The sequence below is a fragment of the Micromonospora sp. CA-111912 genome, assembly GCF_050948415.1.
In the GTDB taxonomy this organism is placed as follows: Bacteria; Actinomycetota; Actinomycetes; order Mycobacteriales; family Micromonosporaceae; genus Micromonospora.
In genome coordinates this window covers 4,061,127-4,074,634 of sequence record NZ_CP192007.1, presented here as the reverse complement: position 1 = coordinate 4,074,634, position 13,508 = coordinate 4,061,127, and the positions used below count along the sequence as shown (strand labels likewise).

Below are 13,508 nucleotides of genomic sequence, written 5' to 3'. Positions count from 1 at the left end.
GCTGTGCCGCCGGTCGGCGTCGCCGCCACCGGTCCGGGGAAGGGTCAGGCGTAGGTGTCCTTGCGGACGCCGGTCATGTGTGGCAGCTCCGGGCCGGTGACGCTGGCGCCGCCGTCGAGCAGGTGCACGCCCGCGGTGACGAACGAGGCCCGCTCGCTGGCCAGGAACGCGGCCACGGCGGCGATCTCCCCGGGGTCGGCCAGCCGGCCCAGCGCGCTGTGGTGCCCCATGGCCGCGAGCCGCTCCTCGACGTCGCCGTCGCCGGCCAGCCGCGCGGCGGCCCGCTCCATCGGTGGGGTGCGCACCCCGCCGGGGGCGAGGACGTTGACGGTGATCCCGTCGCGGGCCACGTCGACGGCGAGGCCCTGGGCGAAGCGGACCAGCGCGGCCCGGGTCACCCCGGAGAGGACCAGCGGGCCGATCGGCACGCTCGCGGTCTCGGAGGCGACGAAGAGCAGCCGTCCCCAGCCTGCGGTGCGCAGGTGCGGCAGCGCCGCCAGGGCCAGCCCCACGGCCGGCAGCAACACCCGGTCGACGGCGGCCCGGTAGTCGGCCACCTCGAACAGCGCGGCCGTGCCGACCGGCGGGCTGCCGCCGCTGACCAGCAGGACGTGGGCCCCGCCGAGGTCGGCGGCCACCCCGTCCACCCAGCGGCGGGCCGCGTCGGTGTCGGTGACGTCCACGCTGGTGGCGTTAACCCGGCCGGCGGCCACCCCGGCCAGCTCCCGCTCGGCGGCGGCGAGCCGGTCCGGGTCGCGGCCGCAGATCGCCACGTGCGCGCCCTCGGCGGCGAACTCCTTCGCGCAGGCCAGCCCGATTCCGCTGGACCCGCCCGCGACGAGGACCACCCGTCCCTTGAGCCCGAGATCCACTCTCGTTACCTCCCTGATCCGTTGGTCGGTGACAGTCGGTCCGCCCCGCGCGGGGCGGACCGGTAGCCGTAGCGGGCGAACAGCGGCTGGGCCAGGGCCGTCGCGGCCAGCCGGTCCGCCCGGGACAGGGTGCTCCGCCAGGAGTCGTCGCGGTCCCGGATGACGGTGACCCCGGTGCGGAACCGGTCCGGGTTGCCGGTCACCGTGTGGTTGGTGTGCAGCTCGACGGTCCGTCCGCGCACCGGGTTGCCGGCCGGGTCGGCCCCGCAGAGCCGCAGCAGCGCGTCGACGGTGCCGGCCGGGTCGGCGGTGAACGACTCGTAGCGCAGCAGCGTCGACCGCTCGGGGAACCGCCGGGTGATCGCCGCCGAGGCCAGGTTGAACCCGTGCCAGTACGCGGTGCTGCGCGCCGCCGACATCGCGTAGACGTACTGCTTCGGCTCCCGCCAGGAGTGCGCCACCGCGCGCGGGTCGCGGACCAGGTGCACGTAGTACGGGGTGATCCCCGCGACGTACGGCAGCAGCGCGGCCTCGCCGGGGATCTTCGTGGTGTCCACGATGGTGTGCGCTCCGGTGCGCTCGGCGGCGGCCCGGTAGACCTCGCCCATCAGGTCGGCGTGCGCGCGGATCTCGTCGTCGTGCAGGCCCCGGCGCAGCACCCGCCAGGTGTGCCGGGTGCGTACCCGGGACCGCTGGCGGCCGATCACCGCCGCGGCGTGCGCGTCCGGCGTCATCCCCGCCGGGCGGCCGACCGGCAGCACCCGCGACCAGATGTCGCAGGCGGTCAGCGGGACGCCGCAGCCGCACAGGTCGTTGACGCCCCGGCCGGTGGAGTTCCCCCATAGGAAGTGCAGCTCGCCGACGTGGAAGAAGCCGGGCACCTCGTTGAGCACGTTGCCGATGATGGTGCTGCCGTTGCGGCACCAGCCGGTGACGCACAGGACGGTCAGGTCGCTCATGCCGCGCGGGCCTCCGTCTCTCGTCCTGCGGGCCGGTCGGTGCCGGGACCGGCCGCCGGGCGGCCGATCCACACCGCCAGCACCGCCGCCGCGACGGCGCAGGCCGCGCCGACGCCGAACACGGCGGGGTAGTCGAGGGTCGCCGCGACCAGGCCGGTCACCGGCCCCCACACGGCCAGCCCCAGGTCCCAGAACGAGGTGTACGCCCCGATCGCCGCCCCCTGCCGGGCCGGCTCGGCCCGGTTCATCACCATCAGCGCCAGCGACGGGTGCAGCAGGGAGAACCCGACGCCGGTGACCACGCCGCCGGCCACGGCGACGGGCAGGTTCGGGGCCACCGCGATGATCACCAGGCCGACCGCCTCGCCGGCCGCCGACCAGGCCGCCACCCGGCGCGGGCCGAGCTTGTCCGGCAGGTGGCCGATGACCAGGCGGGTGAGCGCGTACACGGCGCTGAAGCAGCTCAGCACCACCACGCCGGAGCCGATCCCGCGCGCGTCCAGGTGCAGCACGATGAACGCGGCCAGGCCGGCGTACCCGGCGGCGCCGAGGGCGAGCGCGGTGCCGGGCAGCAGCGCCGGGCGCAGCAGCAGCCCGCCACCGCCCTTCGCCGGTGCGGCGGCGGGATCCCGGGGCTGGACCGGGACCATGGCCACCAGCGCGGCGGCCAGCAGGGGAGCGGCGGCGGCGAGCGCCCAGACCGCCGTGAAGGAGACCTGCTGCAGGGTGGCGCCGAGGAAGGTACCGGCGGAGATGCCGCCCCACATGCTCATCCCGTACAGGCCGATGAGTTGGCCGCGGCGGTGGTGCGGGGCCAGCGCCACCGTCCACACCGCCCCGGCGGTGAACAGGGCGGCCTCGCCGGCGCCGAGCAGCAGCCGCACCGCCACCAGCACCGGAACGGTGAGCGGCAGGAAGTAGAGCAGCCCGCCGCAGGCCACCACGAGGGCGCCGGTGAGCATCACGGTGCGGTGGCCGTACCGGTCGGCCAGCGCACCGGCGACCGGCCGGACCAGCAGCGCGGTCACCGCGGTCACCGTGACGACCAGCCCGACCACCAGGTCCCCGGCGTCGTGCCGGTCGCGCAGGAACCCGGGCAGCACCGGGAGCACCGCGGTGAGGCCGAGGTAGCCGGCGAAGAGCCCGCCGAAGATGCCCACCAGGGCCGGGCGCGGCACGGCGCGGGTCGGAGCGGCCGTCATCGGCGCACCGGCTCCGCCGGCCCGGCCGACGCGGGTCCGGCGGGCACGGGGTGCTCGGCGGGCGCGGCGGCGGCCACCTTGCGGACCGCCCGCACCAGGTCGTCGCAGTCGTCGAGGGTCAGGCTGGACGACAGCGGCACGTCCACCGCCTCCCGCAGGTACCCGGCGGTGCGCGGCAGCATCGCCCGGATCTCGTCGAGGTCGTCGGTGTCGTACACGAACCGCCAGTTCCAGAACGCGCGGACGTTGAGGTCGTCGTCGGCGCCGATGTTGCGCGCGTCGACGCCCTCCCGGCACAGCGCGCGGGCGAACCAGCCGGCGTCGCCGCCGGGCACCCGGAACACGAACGCCTCACCGAGGTACGCCCCGGGGGCGACCGGCTGGCGGATCGCGATGCCCGGCAGGTCGGCCAGCGCGGCGGCGACGTACCCGTAGTTGCGGTGGAACAGCCGCAGCCGCTCCGGCAGCCGGGCCATCTCGGCGTGCAGCAGCGCGGCCCGGATCTCGTCCATCCGCAGGCTCAGCAGGGGCAGGTCCAGGCCGGTCAACGGCGCCTCGCCGTCGGGAAAGTGCCGCCGCAACCGCCCCTCGTACGCCCCTGACAGCGCCACCGCGCGGGCGTACAGTTCCCGGTCGTCGGTGACCAGGAAGCCGCCCTCGCCGCTGTTGAGCGCCTTGTCGGACTGGGTGCTGAACGCCCCGGCGGCCCCGAACGTGCCGAGCTTGCGGCCGTTGAGCTCGGCGCCCAGCGCCGGCACCGCGTCCTCGATCAGCGGCACCCCCATCTCGGTGGCGAACCGGGCCAGCGCCTCGGCGTCGGCGGCGAAGCCGCGCATGTGCACCACGAGGATCGCGCCGATCCGGGGGTCCCAGCGGCGCCGCAGGTCGTCGATGTCCATCCGCAGATCCTGGTCCACCTCGACCAGGAACGGCCGGCACCCGGCCATGACGATGGCGCTCGGCGTGGCGACGAAGGTGAACCCGGGGCAGGCGACCAGTGCGCCCGGGGGCACCCGCGCGGCCATGATGGCCAGGGCCAGGGCGGCGGTGCCGCTGGACACCGCGAGGGCGTGCCGGGTGCCGAAGAAGCGGCACAGCTCGTCCTCGAACCGGCCGCACTCCGTCTCGTGCTGCGGCCGGTGGTCGTAGCGGAAGTAGAGGTGGCTGCGGACGGCCCGGCAGGCCGCCTCCTCGTCCTCGGGATGGACGAAGACGGCGCCCTTGTCGTACGTGGGCCAGGGGGTGCGGCGGACCGGCGCGCCGCCGTGCAGGGCGAGGCGGTCCTCCGGTCGGTCGTGGCGCGCCGCCGGCAGTGGCCGGGGCGGCGCGGGAGCTTCGTCGTTCCCCTTCACCGGCTGGCTCCTCGCTCGTTGCTGGCGGGTGTTCCGATGGCGTATTTCCTGACTGGACGCCAACGGCGATCGCGCGTTCTGCGGATGCGGCGAATAAACCCACCTGACGTGGGGAAACGTCGTCTATCCGGAATCGCGATAATCGCCGTCCAGTGACAGCAATGATTGTCGTGGGGGTGCGGCGCGTCAACCCGTGCATTCTGCAATCTGCTTGCCCGGCGCGGCGGTGGGCGACCCGTCGTGACCGCCGGTTGCCGCCCTGCTGGGTCGACTGACCTGGGCGGCGCCTTGGGCTGGATCGATGCGTGTCGGGCGGCCTTCGGTCGCGGGGCCGATTGTCACCCTCCGTGCTTTTCCTCCGGCGAGTCGGATGGCCGATTCCCGCCACCCCCGATAACTACGAATTCCCTATCGGAAAAGCATCCTTTTGGTCTCCGTCGACCTGCGGCGCGTGCTCAAATCGGTCAACAGCCGTCAATGGCAATTTGTCCGAGCGGAACCGGAGATATGAGCTGCCGCTGCGGAATGGATTGCCGCTGACCTCGCCGAATGCGGCCCGGGTCGGCCTCCGTGGCCCGGGGCGACGGATCCTGCGGCCCGGCCGCTCCGCCCCGTGCGGGGCGACGACGGGGCGGCGGACGCGGGTCGCCCGGATGTTTTCCGCCGGGGGTATTTACTGTTAAGAATGTTTACTTTATGTTCATCGCATCCCCCTGGCGGGCGCGTTCCCCCAGCTCGGCGGTGCGCCGACGCCCGCTTCGACCCGAAGGAGCATTCGCATGCGTCGAACAGTCGTCCTTCCGCTCGCGTCGGTGGGCGCCGTCATCGCCTCGCTGGCCGTCGCGGTACCAGCGCAGGCACACGGGTACATCTCCGGTCCGCCGAGCCGGCAGGCGCTCTGCGCCCAGAACCGGGTGCCCGACTGCGGCCAGATCAAGTACGAGCCGCAGAGCGTCGAGGGCCCGAAAGGGCTGCGCAGCTGCCACGCCGGGATCAGCCAGTTCGCCGTCCTCAACGACGACTCCCGGAGCTGGCCGGCCACCTCGGTCGGCAGCTCGGCGACCTTCACCTGGACCAACACCGCCCGGCACGCCACCAGCAACTGGGAGTACTGGATCGGCGGCACCCGGGTCGCCGTGGTCAACGGGGGCGGGCAGCAGCCGGGCGCCACCGTCTCGCACACCGTCAACCTGGGCGGGTACTCGGGGCGGCAGAAGCTGCTCGCCATCTGGAACATCTCCGACACCGCCAACGCCTTCTACTCCTGCGTGGACCTCCAGATCGGCGGGGGCGGCAACCCGACGCCCACCCCCACCACGTCGCCGACGCGGACCCCCACGCCGACCCCGACCACGCCCGCTCCGACCACCCCGGCCCCGTCCGGCACCTGGACCGCCGGGCAGGCGTACCGGGCGGGTGACCAGGTCACCTACGGCGGCGCGACGTACCGGTGCACGCAGCCGCACACCGCCCTGCCCGGCTGGGAGCCGCCGAACGTGCCGGCGCTCTGGACCCGGCTCTGATCCGCCCCGGGTGTGGCCCGGTCCCGGGCCACACCCGCCCAGCACGGAGAAGCCACGGGTGTGGTCCGGTCCCGGGCCACACCCGCCGAGCACGGAAGGCCACGGCACCATGAGACCCGACGCAGTCCACGGCGTGCGCCGCCGCCTCGCGGCGCTCCCGCTCGCCGCGCTCCTCGCGGTCGCCGGCTGCGCCGCGCCCGCCGTCCCCGCTCCGGCCTCCGGCGGGACCGGCGCGCCGCCCGCCGCCGGGTCGGCCCGGCCCGACCCGGCGGACGTGCCGTTCCTGACGGCCATGGTGGCCCACCACGATCGGACCCGGGTGATCGCCGCCGAGGCGACGGGCCGGGTCACCGACGCCGAGCTGCGCACCCTGGTCGCCGCCGTCGACGCGACCGAGGCCGACGAGCTGGCCACCATGCGGCGCTGGCTGGCCGCCGCGACCCCGCCCGACGACGACGGGAACGCCGGGCACCACGCGCACCCCGGCGGGTCGCCGACCGCCGACGCGGACCTCGCCCGGCTGCGCTCCGCGCCCGCCGACCGGTTCGACGCCGTGCTCGTCGACGTGCTCACCGCCCACCAGCGCCGGGCCGCCGCGCTGGCCCGCGCGCACCGGCCGGCGGCGGTCGGCACCGGGGTACGCGACCTCGCCGACCGAATCGAACGGTCCCGGACCGCCCAGATCCAACTGATGTCCCGGCTGCCCACGACCCGGGCCGGCTGAGCGCGGGCCGCCGGAAGATCCACCAGGGGTACGCCCCGGACGGGTGCGGGCCGTGTACGGTCCCGGCCATGATCAGCGATGCGGGTGACGGTGGCGGCTCGGAAGCCGGCGCGTCCCGTGCGGGTACCGAGTCGACGCTGTTGGCGCAGACCATCGCCGCCGGGCAGGTGACGGCGCTGCGCCACGCCGTCGCCGCCGCGGCCGGCGCGGCCGGACTGGCCGGCGTGGCCCTGGACGACTTCGTGCTGGCGGTGCACGAGTTGGTCGCCAACGTCGTCCGGCACGGCGGGGGCAGCGGCGAACTACGACTGCGCCGCGACGGCGACCTGCTGACGTGCGAGATCACCGACGACGGCCCGGGCCTCGGCGACGTGCGGGTCGCGCTCCCCGCGCCGAACGAGGTCGGTCAGCGCGGCCTGTGGCTCGCCCAGCAGCTCACCGACGGCCTGGAGATCCGCGCCGACGGCCGGGGCACGACCGTCCGGGTCAGCGCCCGGCTGGCCACCCCGGCGGGCCCGGGGCGGTGACCACGCCCCCGCCCCGAACCTGCCCGGGCTGAGCCGCCGGAGGGCCACTGCTCACCGCCCGTACGCCGTCACGTGCATACTGGCCCGGTTTGCTGTCGTCGCCGTCGGGCCGTTCACCCGGCGGGTCGGTTCCGGGGGGTTGCGATGGTCGAGCGGTCGGCGGTACGACGTGGTGGTACGCCTCCCGGTCCGGCCGGGTCGGTGACCGACCCGGGCCTGCGGCAGCTGCTGGCGGGCCTGACCGCGGTGCGCGACGGCGACTTCGGCACCCGGCTGCCGGAGGACGGTGACGGCCTGCTCGGCGAGATCGCCACCGTGTTCAACGGCATGGTCGACCAGCTCTCGCTGTTCACCTCCGAGGTGACCCGGGTGGCCCGTGAGGTGGGCACCGAGGGCCAGCTCGGTGGCCAGGCCGAGGTGCCCGGGGTGTCGGGCACCTGGAAGGACCTCACCGACTCGGTGAACGCCATGGCCGGCAACCTCACCGACCAGGTGCGCGACATCGCCGAGGTGGCCACGGCGGTGGCCCGGGGCGACCTGTCGCAGAAGATCACCGTGGACGTCCGGGGCGAGATCCTGGAGCTGAAGGTGACCATCAACACGATGGTGGACCAGCTCTCGTCGTTCGCCGACGAGGTGACCCGGGTGGCCCGGGAGGTCGGCAGCGAGGGCCGGCTCGGCGGCCAGGCCGAGGTGCCCGGGGTGGCCGGCACCTGGCGCGACCTGACCGACTCGGTGAACTTCATGGCCGGCAACCTGACCAGCCAGGTGCGGAACATCGCCCAGGTCACCACGGCGGTGGCCCGGGGCGACCTGTCGCAGAAGATCACCGTGGACGCCCGGGGCGAGATCCTCGAACTCAAGAGCACCATCAACACGATGGTGGACCAGCTCTCGTCGTTCGCCGACGAGGTGACCCGGGTGGCCCGGGAGGTCGGCACCGACGGCCGGCTGGGCGGCCAGGCCCAGGTCAGCGGCGTCGCCGGGACGTGGCGGGACCTGACCGACTCGGTGAACTCGATGGCGGTCAACCTCACCGACCAGGTGCGCAGCATCGCCCAGGTGGCCACGGCGGTGGCCCGGGGCGACCTGTCGCAGAAGATCACCGTCACCGCGCACGGGGAGATCCTGGAGCTGAAGAACACCATCAACACGATGGTGGACCAGCTGTCGTCGTTCGCCGACGAGGTGACCCGGGTGGCCCGGGAGGTCGGCACGGAGGGTCGGCTCGGCGGCCAGGCCGACGTCAAGGGTGTCTCGGGCACCTGGAAGGACCTCACCGAGTCGGTGAACGTCATGGCCGACAACCTCACCGCCCAGGTCCGCAGCATCGCCGAGGTGACCACAGCCGTGGCCAAGGGCGACCTGACCCAGAAGATCCGGGTCGACGCCCGGGGCGAGATCCTGGCCCTCAAGGAGACCATCAACACGATGGTCGACCAGCTCTCCGCGTTCGCCGACGAGGTGACGCGGGTGGCCCGGGAGGTGGGCACGGAGGGTCGGCTCGGCGGTCAGGCCCGGGTTTCCAACGTCGGCGGCACCTGGAAGGACCTCACCGACAACGTCAACGAGATGGCGAACAACCTCACCAACCAGGTGCGCTCGATCGCCCTGGTCGCCACGGCGGTGGCCCAGGGCGACCTGAGCCGCAAGATCACGGTGGAGGCCAAGGGTGAGGTCGCCGTGCTCGCCCAGACCATCAACACCATGGTCGACACCCTCGGCGCGTTCGCCGACGAGGTGACGCGGGTGGCCCGGGAGGTGGGCACGGAGGGCCGGCTCGGCGGTCAGGCCCGGGTGCCCAACGTGGCCGGCACCTGGAAGGACCTCACCGACAACGTCAACTCGATGGCGAACAACCTCACCGGCCAGGTCCGCAACATCGCCCAGGTGACCACCGCCGTCGCCCAGGGCGACCTGACCCGGAAGATCGACGTCGACGCCCGCGGCGAGATCCTGGAGCTGAAGACGACCATCAACACGATGGTGGACCAGTTGTCGTCGTTCGCCGCCGAGGTGACCCGGGTGGCCCGGGAGGTGGGCAGCGAGGGCCGGCTCGGCGGCCAGGCCGAGGTGGAGGGCGTCTCCGGCACCTGGAAGCGGCTCACCGAGAACGTCAACGAGTTGGCCGGCAACCTCACCCGGCAGGTCCGGGCCATCGCCGAGGTGACCAGCGCGGTGGCCACCGGCGACCTGACCCGCTCGATCACCGTGGACGCCTCCGGCGAGGTGGCCGAGCTCAAGGACAACATCAACTCCATGGTGGAGTCGCTGCGCGAGACCACCCGGATGAACCAGGAGCAGGACTGGCTGAAGACCAACCTCGCCCGGATCTCCGGCCTGATGCAGGGCCACCGGGACCTGGAGGTGGTCGCCGGGCTGGTGATGGACGAGCTGGCCCCGCTGGTCTCCGCACAGCTCGGCACCTTCCTCCTGGTGGAGGAGACCGGGGACACCCCCACCCTGCGGGTGGTCGGCGGCTACGGCCACCGGGCCTCCGGCCGCCGGTACACCCTCGGCGAGTCCCTCGTCGGGCAGGCCGCGGTGAGCAAGCGGGCGATCGTGGTGGACGCCGTCCCGGCCGACTACGTCACCGTCTCCTCCAGCCTCGGCGCCGCCGCACCGCTGCACCTGGTGGTGCTCCCGATCCTGTTCGAGGACCAGGTGCTCGGCGTCATCGAGCTGGCCAGCATGAGCCGGTTCACCGAGGCGCACCGGGACTTCCTCGACCAGCTCATGGAGACCATCGGCGTCAACGTCAACACCATCGTCGCCAACGCCCGGACCGACGTGCTGCTCACCGAGTCGCAGCGCCTCGCCGCCGAGCTTCGGGCCCGCTCGGAGGAACTCCAGGCCCGCTCCGAGGAACTCCAGCGCTCCAACGCGGACCTGGAGGACAAGGCGGCGCTGCTGGCCCGGCAGAACCACGACATCGAGACCAAGAACTCCGAGATCGAGCAGGCCCGCCAGGAGCTGGAGGCCCGCGCCCAGCAGCTCGCGCTGGCCTCGAAGTACAAGTCGGAGTTCCTCGCCAACATGAGCCACGAGCTGCGTACCCCGCTGAACTCGCTGCTCATCCTGGCCCAACTGCTGGCCCAGAACCCGAACCGCAACCTGACCGCCAAGCAGGTCGAATACGCCACCGTCATCCACTCCGCCGGCACCGACCTGCTCCAACTGATCAACGACATCCTCGACCTGTCCAAGGTGGAGGCCGGCAAGATGGACATCAACCCGGAGACGTTCGAGCTGGGCGTGCTGCGCGACTACGTCGACGCCACGTTCCGCCCGCTGACCACGCCGCGCGGCCTGGCGTTGGAGATCAGCACCGCGCCGGACGTGCCGCAGCGGCTGCACACCGACGAGCAGCGGCTGCGGCAGGTGCTGCGCAACCTCGTCTCCAACGCCGTCAAGTTCACCGAGCACGGCCGGGTGGAACTGCGCATCGAGCGGGCCCGCCCGGAAGAGCTGCCCGAGCAGTTCACGCCGGGGGAGACGGTGCTGGCCTTCCGAGTCGTCGATACCGGCATCGGCATCGCCGAGCAGCACCTCACCGCGATCTTCGACGCCTTCCAGCAGGCCGACGGCACCACCAGCCGCCGGTACGGCGGGACCGGGCTGGGTCTGTCGATCAGCCGGGAGATCGCCCACCTGCTGGGCGGCCGGATCACCGCGCGCAGCGTCCTCGGGCGGGGCAGCACGTTCACCCTCTACCTGCCGGCCACCGTGCCCGGTTCGGCCGTACCCACCGGCGTGTTGGCCCCGGCCGGCCCCCCGATGTCCCTCGCCGCCCTGGTCGCGCGCGACCTCGCCGCCGTGTCCGGCCCGTTCGGGCTGCCGACCGGCCCGCCCCCGGCGGACGAGCGGCGCGTCCTCGTCCTCGAACACCACGACAAGGGGCTGCTGACCATGCTGGTCCACGGCGTCGCGGCCGGGCTGGCCGACGGCCTCCCACCGGTCGAGGTGACGACCGTCCTGGACGCCCCCTCGGCGCTGGAGGCCGTGGCCGGCCGCCGGCACCGCTGCCTCGTGGTCCACCTGGACCTGCCGGACGACAGCGGCACCGTGCTGCTCAGGGCGCTGCACGACGACGCCGTGAACGGCGGCGTGCCGGTGCTGGCATATCACGCGCGACCGCTGGCACCCGGGCAGGAGGCCCTGCTCCGGGCGACGGCCGGGGGCCGCCCCCTGGAGATCGTCGCCAGCCTGGACGACCTGCGCGAGCGGATCGCCCTGCACCTGTCGGTGGACGTACCCGAGCGGGTGGTGCCGCTGGGCCGGCCGGCCCAGGAGGCCGACGCGCCCTGGGCCGGCGTCGCCGGACTGGCCGGGCGCAAGGTCCTGGTGGTCGACGACGACGCCCGCAACGTCTTCGCCCTGACCAACATCCTCGAGCTGCACGGGCTCGACGTGGTGTACGCCGAGAACGGCCGCAAGGGCATCGAGACCCTGATGCGCCACGACGACATCGACCTGGTGCTGATGGACGTGATGATGCCGGAGATGGACGGGTACACAGCCACCGCCGCCATCCGGGCGATGCCGCGCTACGCCGACCTGCCGATCATCGCCGTGACCGCCAAGGCGATGCACGGTGACCGGGAGAAGAGCATCACCTCCGGAGCCAGCGACTACGTCACCAAGCCGGTGGACGCCGAGGACCTGTTGCACTGCATCCACCGCTGGCTCGACACCTGACCCCCGACCCGACCCCGTCCGTACGTTGACCCGCGGTCGGCCGGACCGACGGTGTTCCGCCGGCCGCAGGGGTCGACCCGCCTTACCTCACGGTGGCCCGGTTCGCCGCCCTGCGCGGTCATCTTCCGGCCGGGGTGACCGACCGGCTCGCCCGGCAGGACCGGGCCGGCCGGGGGATGCGTGGGGGTGACGGCATCGTTACGATGTGTCGACGTCATCGAGGAGGAGGGCTGTCCGCGTGCGTTGTCCCGCTGTCCGCTCCGCGCCGGCCGTGGTGACCGCGTCGGCGCGCCGCGTCGGCGTCTCCCCGGTCACGGGGGCGGCCCGGATCGTACGGCGGATCGCGCTGCTGCTGGCCGCTACGGGTGCCGGAATCGTCGCGGCCGTGCTGCTCGCCGGCCCGGCCGCCGCGCACGACGGCGGCCGGCCTCCGGCTGCTGCGCACCCCGGCGGGCCGCCCCGATCGGCCGGCCCGCTGGCCGGTGTCCTCGACGGCATCCTGCCCACCCGCGCCGACCACGCCCGGACCGCCGATCCCCACCATGGCGACCCCGCCCGGGGCCACTCCGACGGCGGTCGGCCCGGCACCTCCCGTCCGGGCCGCCTCGTCGCCCGGCCCACCGTGCCACTGCCGATGGCGACGTCGCGTCCGCCGGCAACTCCTCGTCCGGCGGAGCCCGACGCCTCCGACCCGACCCGGCCCGCGTCGCCCGACGCCTCCGGCCCGGCTCGGCCCGCGTCGCCTGACGCCCGTCCCGGGTCCGCCGAGCCGTCGCGGCCCCAGGCCCGTCCCGGGTCCGGTGCGGCGTCGGTGCCCGAGACGCGTCCCGGGTCCGGTGCGGCGTCGACGGCCGGCGCCGGAGCGGCCCGGCCGGACTTCCGCCTGCCGGTGCCCGTCGGGAGCCTCACGACCGCCCTGGCCGGGCTGGTCACCGCCCCCGTCACGGGGGCGGCGAAGCAGGTCCTGCCCCCGGTTCTGGTGCTGGTCGACGAGCTGCTCACCCCGCTGCTGCCGGCGCTGCCGGCGCTGCCGGGTCTGCCGGGTCTGCCGGCGCTGCCGGGTTTGCCGGCCGACCCGGCGGGCCCACCCGGGCCCGCGACCCCACCGGCCGGTCCCGCGCCCTCCCCCGGCGGGCCGGTCGAGCCCGGAGCGCCGTCGTCCCCCATCCCCGCCCCTGTTCCCGCCACGCCGTCGCCTGGCCTGGTCGGCGGCGTGTCCTCCGGGCTGGCCATGGCGTCGGCGTCGCCGACCGGGTGGACGGCCGGTCCGGCCGTCCCCGGCGCGGCCCGGGCTGCCTCGGGGCAGGTCGGTACGGTGGCCGAGGCGCAGCCGTCGGGCGGGCCCGGCCGGTCGGTGCCGGCCACCGAGCGCGCCGACGACGCCCGTGCCACCTCCGGGCCCGTGCCCGCCTCGGCCGACGACGCCCGCTGGCCGTCGTACGCCGGTGGCCGGGAGCGCACCACGCGCTCGTCGGTCCCGGTCGACGGCCGTGCCCCGGCGGTGACCGTCCGCCCCGGCTGAGCCTGCGGCCCGGCCCGTCCCGCGGTCGCCGGCCTCCTGCCGTGCCGACCGCCCGACGTGGCCCACCGTGGCCCGTGAGCACCCGTCGTGGTGCCGCTCCGGGCCGACGCTGTCCGTTCCCGCGCGCAC

The 13,508-nt window shown here is 74.4% G+C and carries 9 protein-coding genes; 5 read left to right on the top strand and 4 right to left on the bottom strand.

What is annotated here, in order from left to right:
* Positions 1-44 precede the first annotated feature (44 nt).
* Genes ACQPZO_RS16855 through ACQPZO_RS16840 form a run of 4 tightly spaced genes read right to left on the bottom strand, consistent with a single transcriptional unit; the run spans position 45 to position 4,385 of the window.
* On the bottom strand, positions 45-872 hold the full coding sequence (locus tag ACQPZO_RS16855; RefSeq protein WP_433342064.1) for an SDR family NAD(P)-dependent oxidoreductase: 828 nt from the start codon (positions 870-872) through the stop codon (positions 45-47).
* A 5-nt stretch (positions 873-877) separates the two neighbouring features.
* Positions 878-1,831 (bottom strand): sulfotransferase, encoded by a 954-nt coding sequence (locus tag ACQPZO_RS16850; protein WP_433342062.1) that lies wholly within the window; start codon positions 1,829-1,831, stop codon positions 878-880.
* Positions 1,828-3,033 (bottom strand): MFS transporter, encoded by a 1,206-nt coding sequence (locus tag ACQPZO_RS16845; RefSeq protein WP_433342060.1) that lies wholly within the window; start codon positions 3,031-3,033, stop codon positions 1,828-1,830. Before ACQPZO_RS16845 ends, ACQPZO_RS16850 begins: the two co-directional genes overlap by 4 nt.
* Positions 3,030-4,385, bottom strand: a complete 1,356-nt coding sequence (locus ACQPZO_RS16840; RefSeq protein WP_433342058.1) for a DegT/DnrJ/EryC1/StrS family aminotransferase — start codon at positions 4,383-4,385, stop codon at positions 3,030-3,032. The genes ACQPZO_RS16845 and ACQPZO_RS16840 overlap by 4 nt, the downstream gene beginning before the upstream one ends.
* 779 nt (positions 4,386-5,164) lie before the next feature.
* On the opposite strand from ACQPZO_RS16840, the gene ACQPZO_RS16835 reads away from it, so the two are divergent.
* The 5 genes from ACQPZO_RS16835 to ACQPZO_RS16815 all read left to right on the top strand — a co-directional run bounded on the left by ACQPZO_RS16835 (position 5,165) and on the right by ACQPZO_RS16815 (position 13,379).
* Positions 5,165-5,908 carry a lytic polysaccharide monooxygenase gene (locus ACQPZO_RS16835; RefSeq protein ID WP_433342056.1) on the top strand — a complete coding sequence of 248 codons (744 nt, stop codon included), beginning with the start codon at positions 5,165-5,167 and terminating at the stop codon, positions 5,906-5,908.
* Between the two features lie 109 nt (positions 5,909-6,017).
* A complete protein-coding gene (locus ACQPZO_RS16830; RefSeq protein WP_433342054.1) occupies positions 6,018-6,632 on the top strand; it encodes a DUF305 domain-containing protein in 615 nt (204 codons plus the stop codon).
* A 68-nt stretch (positions 6,633-6,700) separates the two neighbouring features.
* Positions 6,701-7,159, top strand: a complete 459-nt coding sequence (locus tag ACQPZO_RS16825; protein WP_433342052.1) for an ATP-binding protein — start codon at positions 6,701-6,703, stop codon at positions 7,157-7,159.
* Positions 7,160-7,303: 144 nt separating this feature from the next.
* Positions 7,304-11,857 carry a HAMP domain-containing protein gene (locus ACQPZO_RS16820; RefSeq protein WP_433342050.1) on the top strand — a complete coding sequence of 1,518 codons (4,554 nt, stop codon included), beginning with the start codon at positions 7,304-7,306 and terminating at the stop codon, positions 11,855-11,857.
* Positions 11,858-12,095: 238 nt separating this feature from the next.
* Positions 12,096-13,379, top strand: coding sequence for a hypothetical protein (locus tag ACQPZO_RS16815; protein WP_433342049.1), 1,284 nt, complete (start codon positions 12,096-12,098; stop codon positions 13,377-13,379).
* Positions 13,380-13,508 lie beyond the last annotated feature (129 nt).

Bases quoted from the DNA above. Each gene is read 5' to 3' on its own strand.
- ACQPZO_RS16850 (WP_433342062.1), bottom strand. From the start codon at position 1,831: ATGAGCGACCTGACCGTCCTGTGCGTCACCGGCTGGTGCCGCAACGGC.
- ACQPZO_RS16845 (WP_433342060.1), bottom strand. From the start codon at position 3,033: ATGACGGCCGCTCCGACCCGCGCCGTGCCGCGCCCGGCCCTGGTGGGC.
- ACQPZO_RS16835 (WP_433342056.1), top strand. From the start codon at position 5,165: ATGCGTCGAACAGTCGTCCTTCCGCTCGCGTCGGTGGGCGCCGTCATC.
- ACQPZO_RS16830 (WP_433342054.1), top strand. From the start codon at position 6,018: ATGAGACCCGACGCAGTCCACGGCGTGCGCCGCCGCCTCGCGGCGCTC.
- ACQPZO_RS16825 (WP_433342052.1), top strand. From the start codon at position 6,701: ATGATCAGCGATGCGGGTGACGGTGGCGGCTCGGAAGCCGGCGCGTCC.
- ACQPZO_RS16820 (WP_433342050.1), top strand. From the start codon at position 7,304: ATGGTCGAGCGGTCGGCGGTACGACGTGGTGGTACGCCTCCCGGTCCG.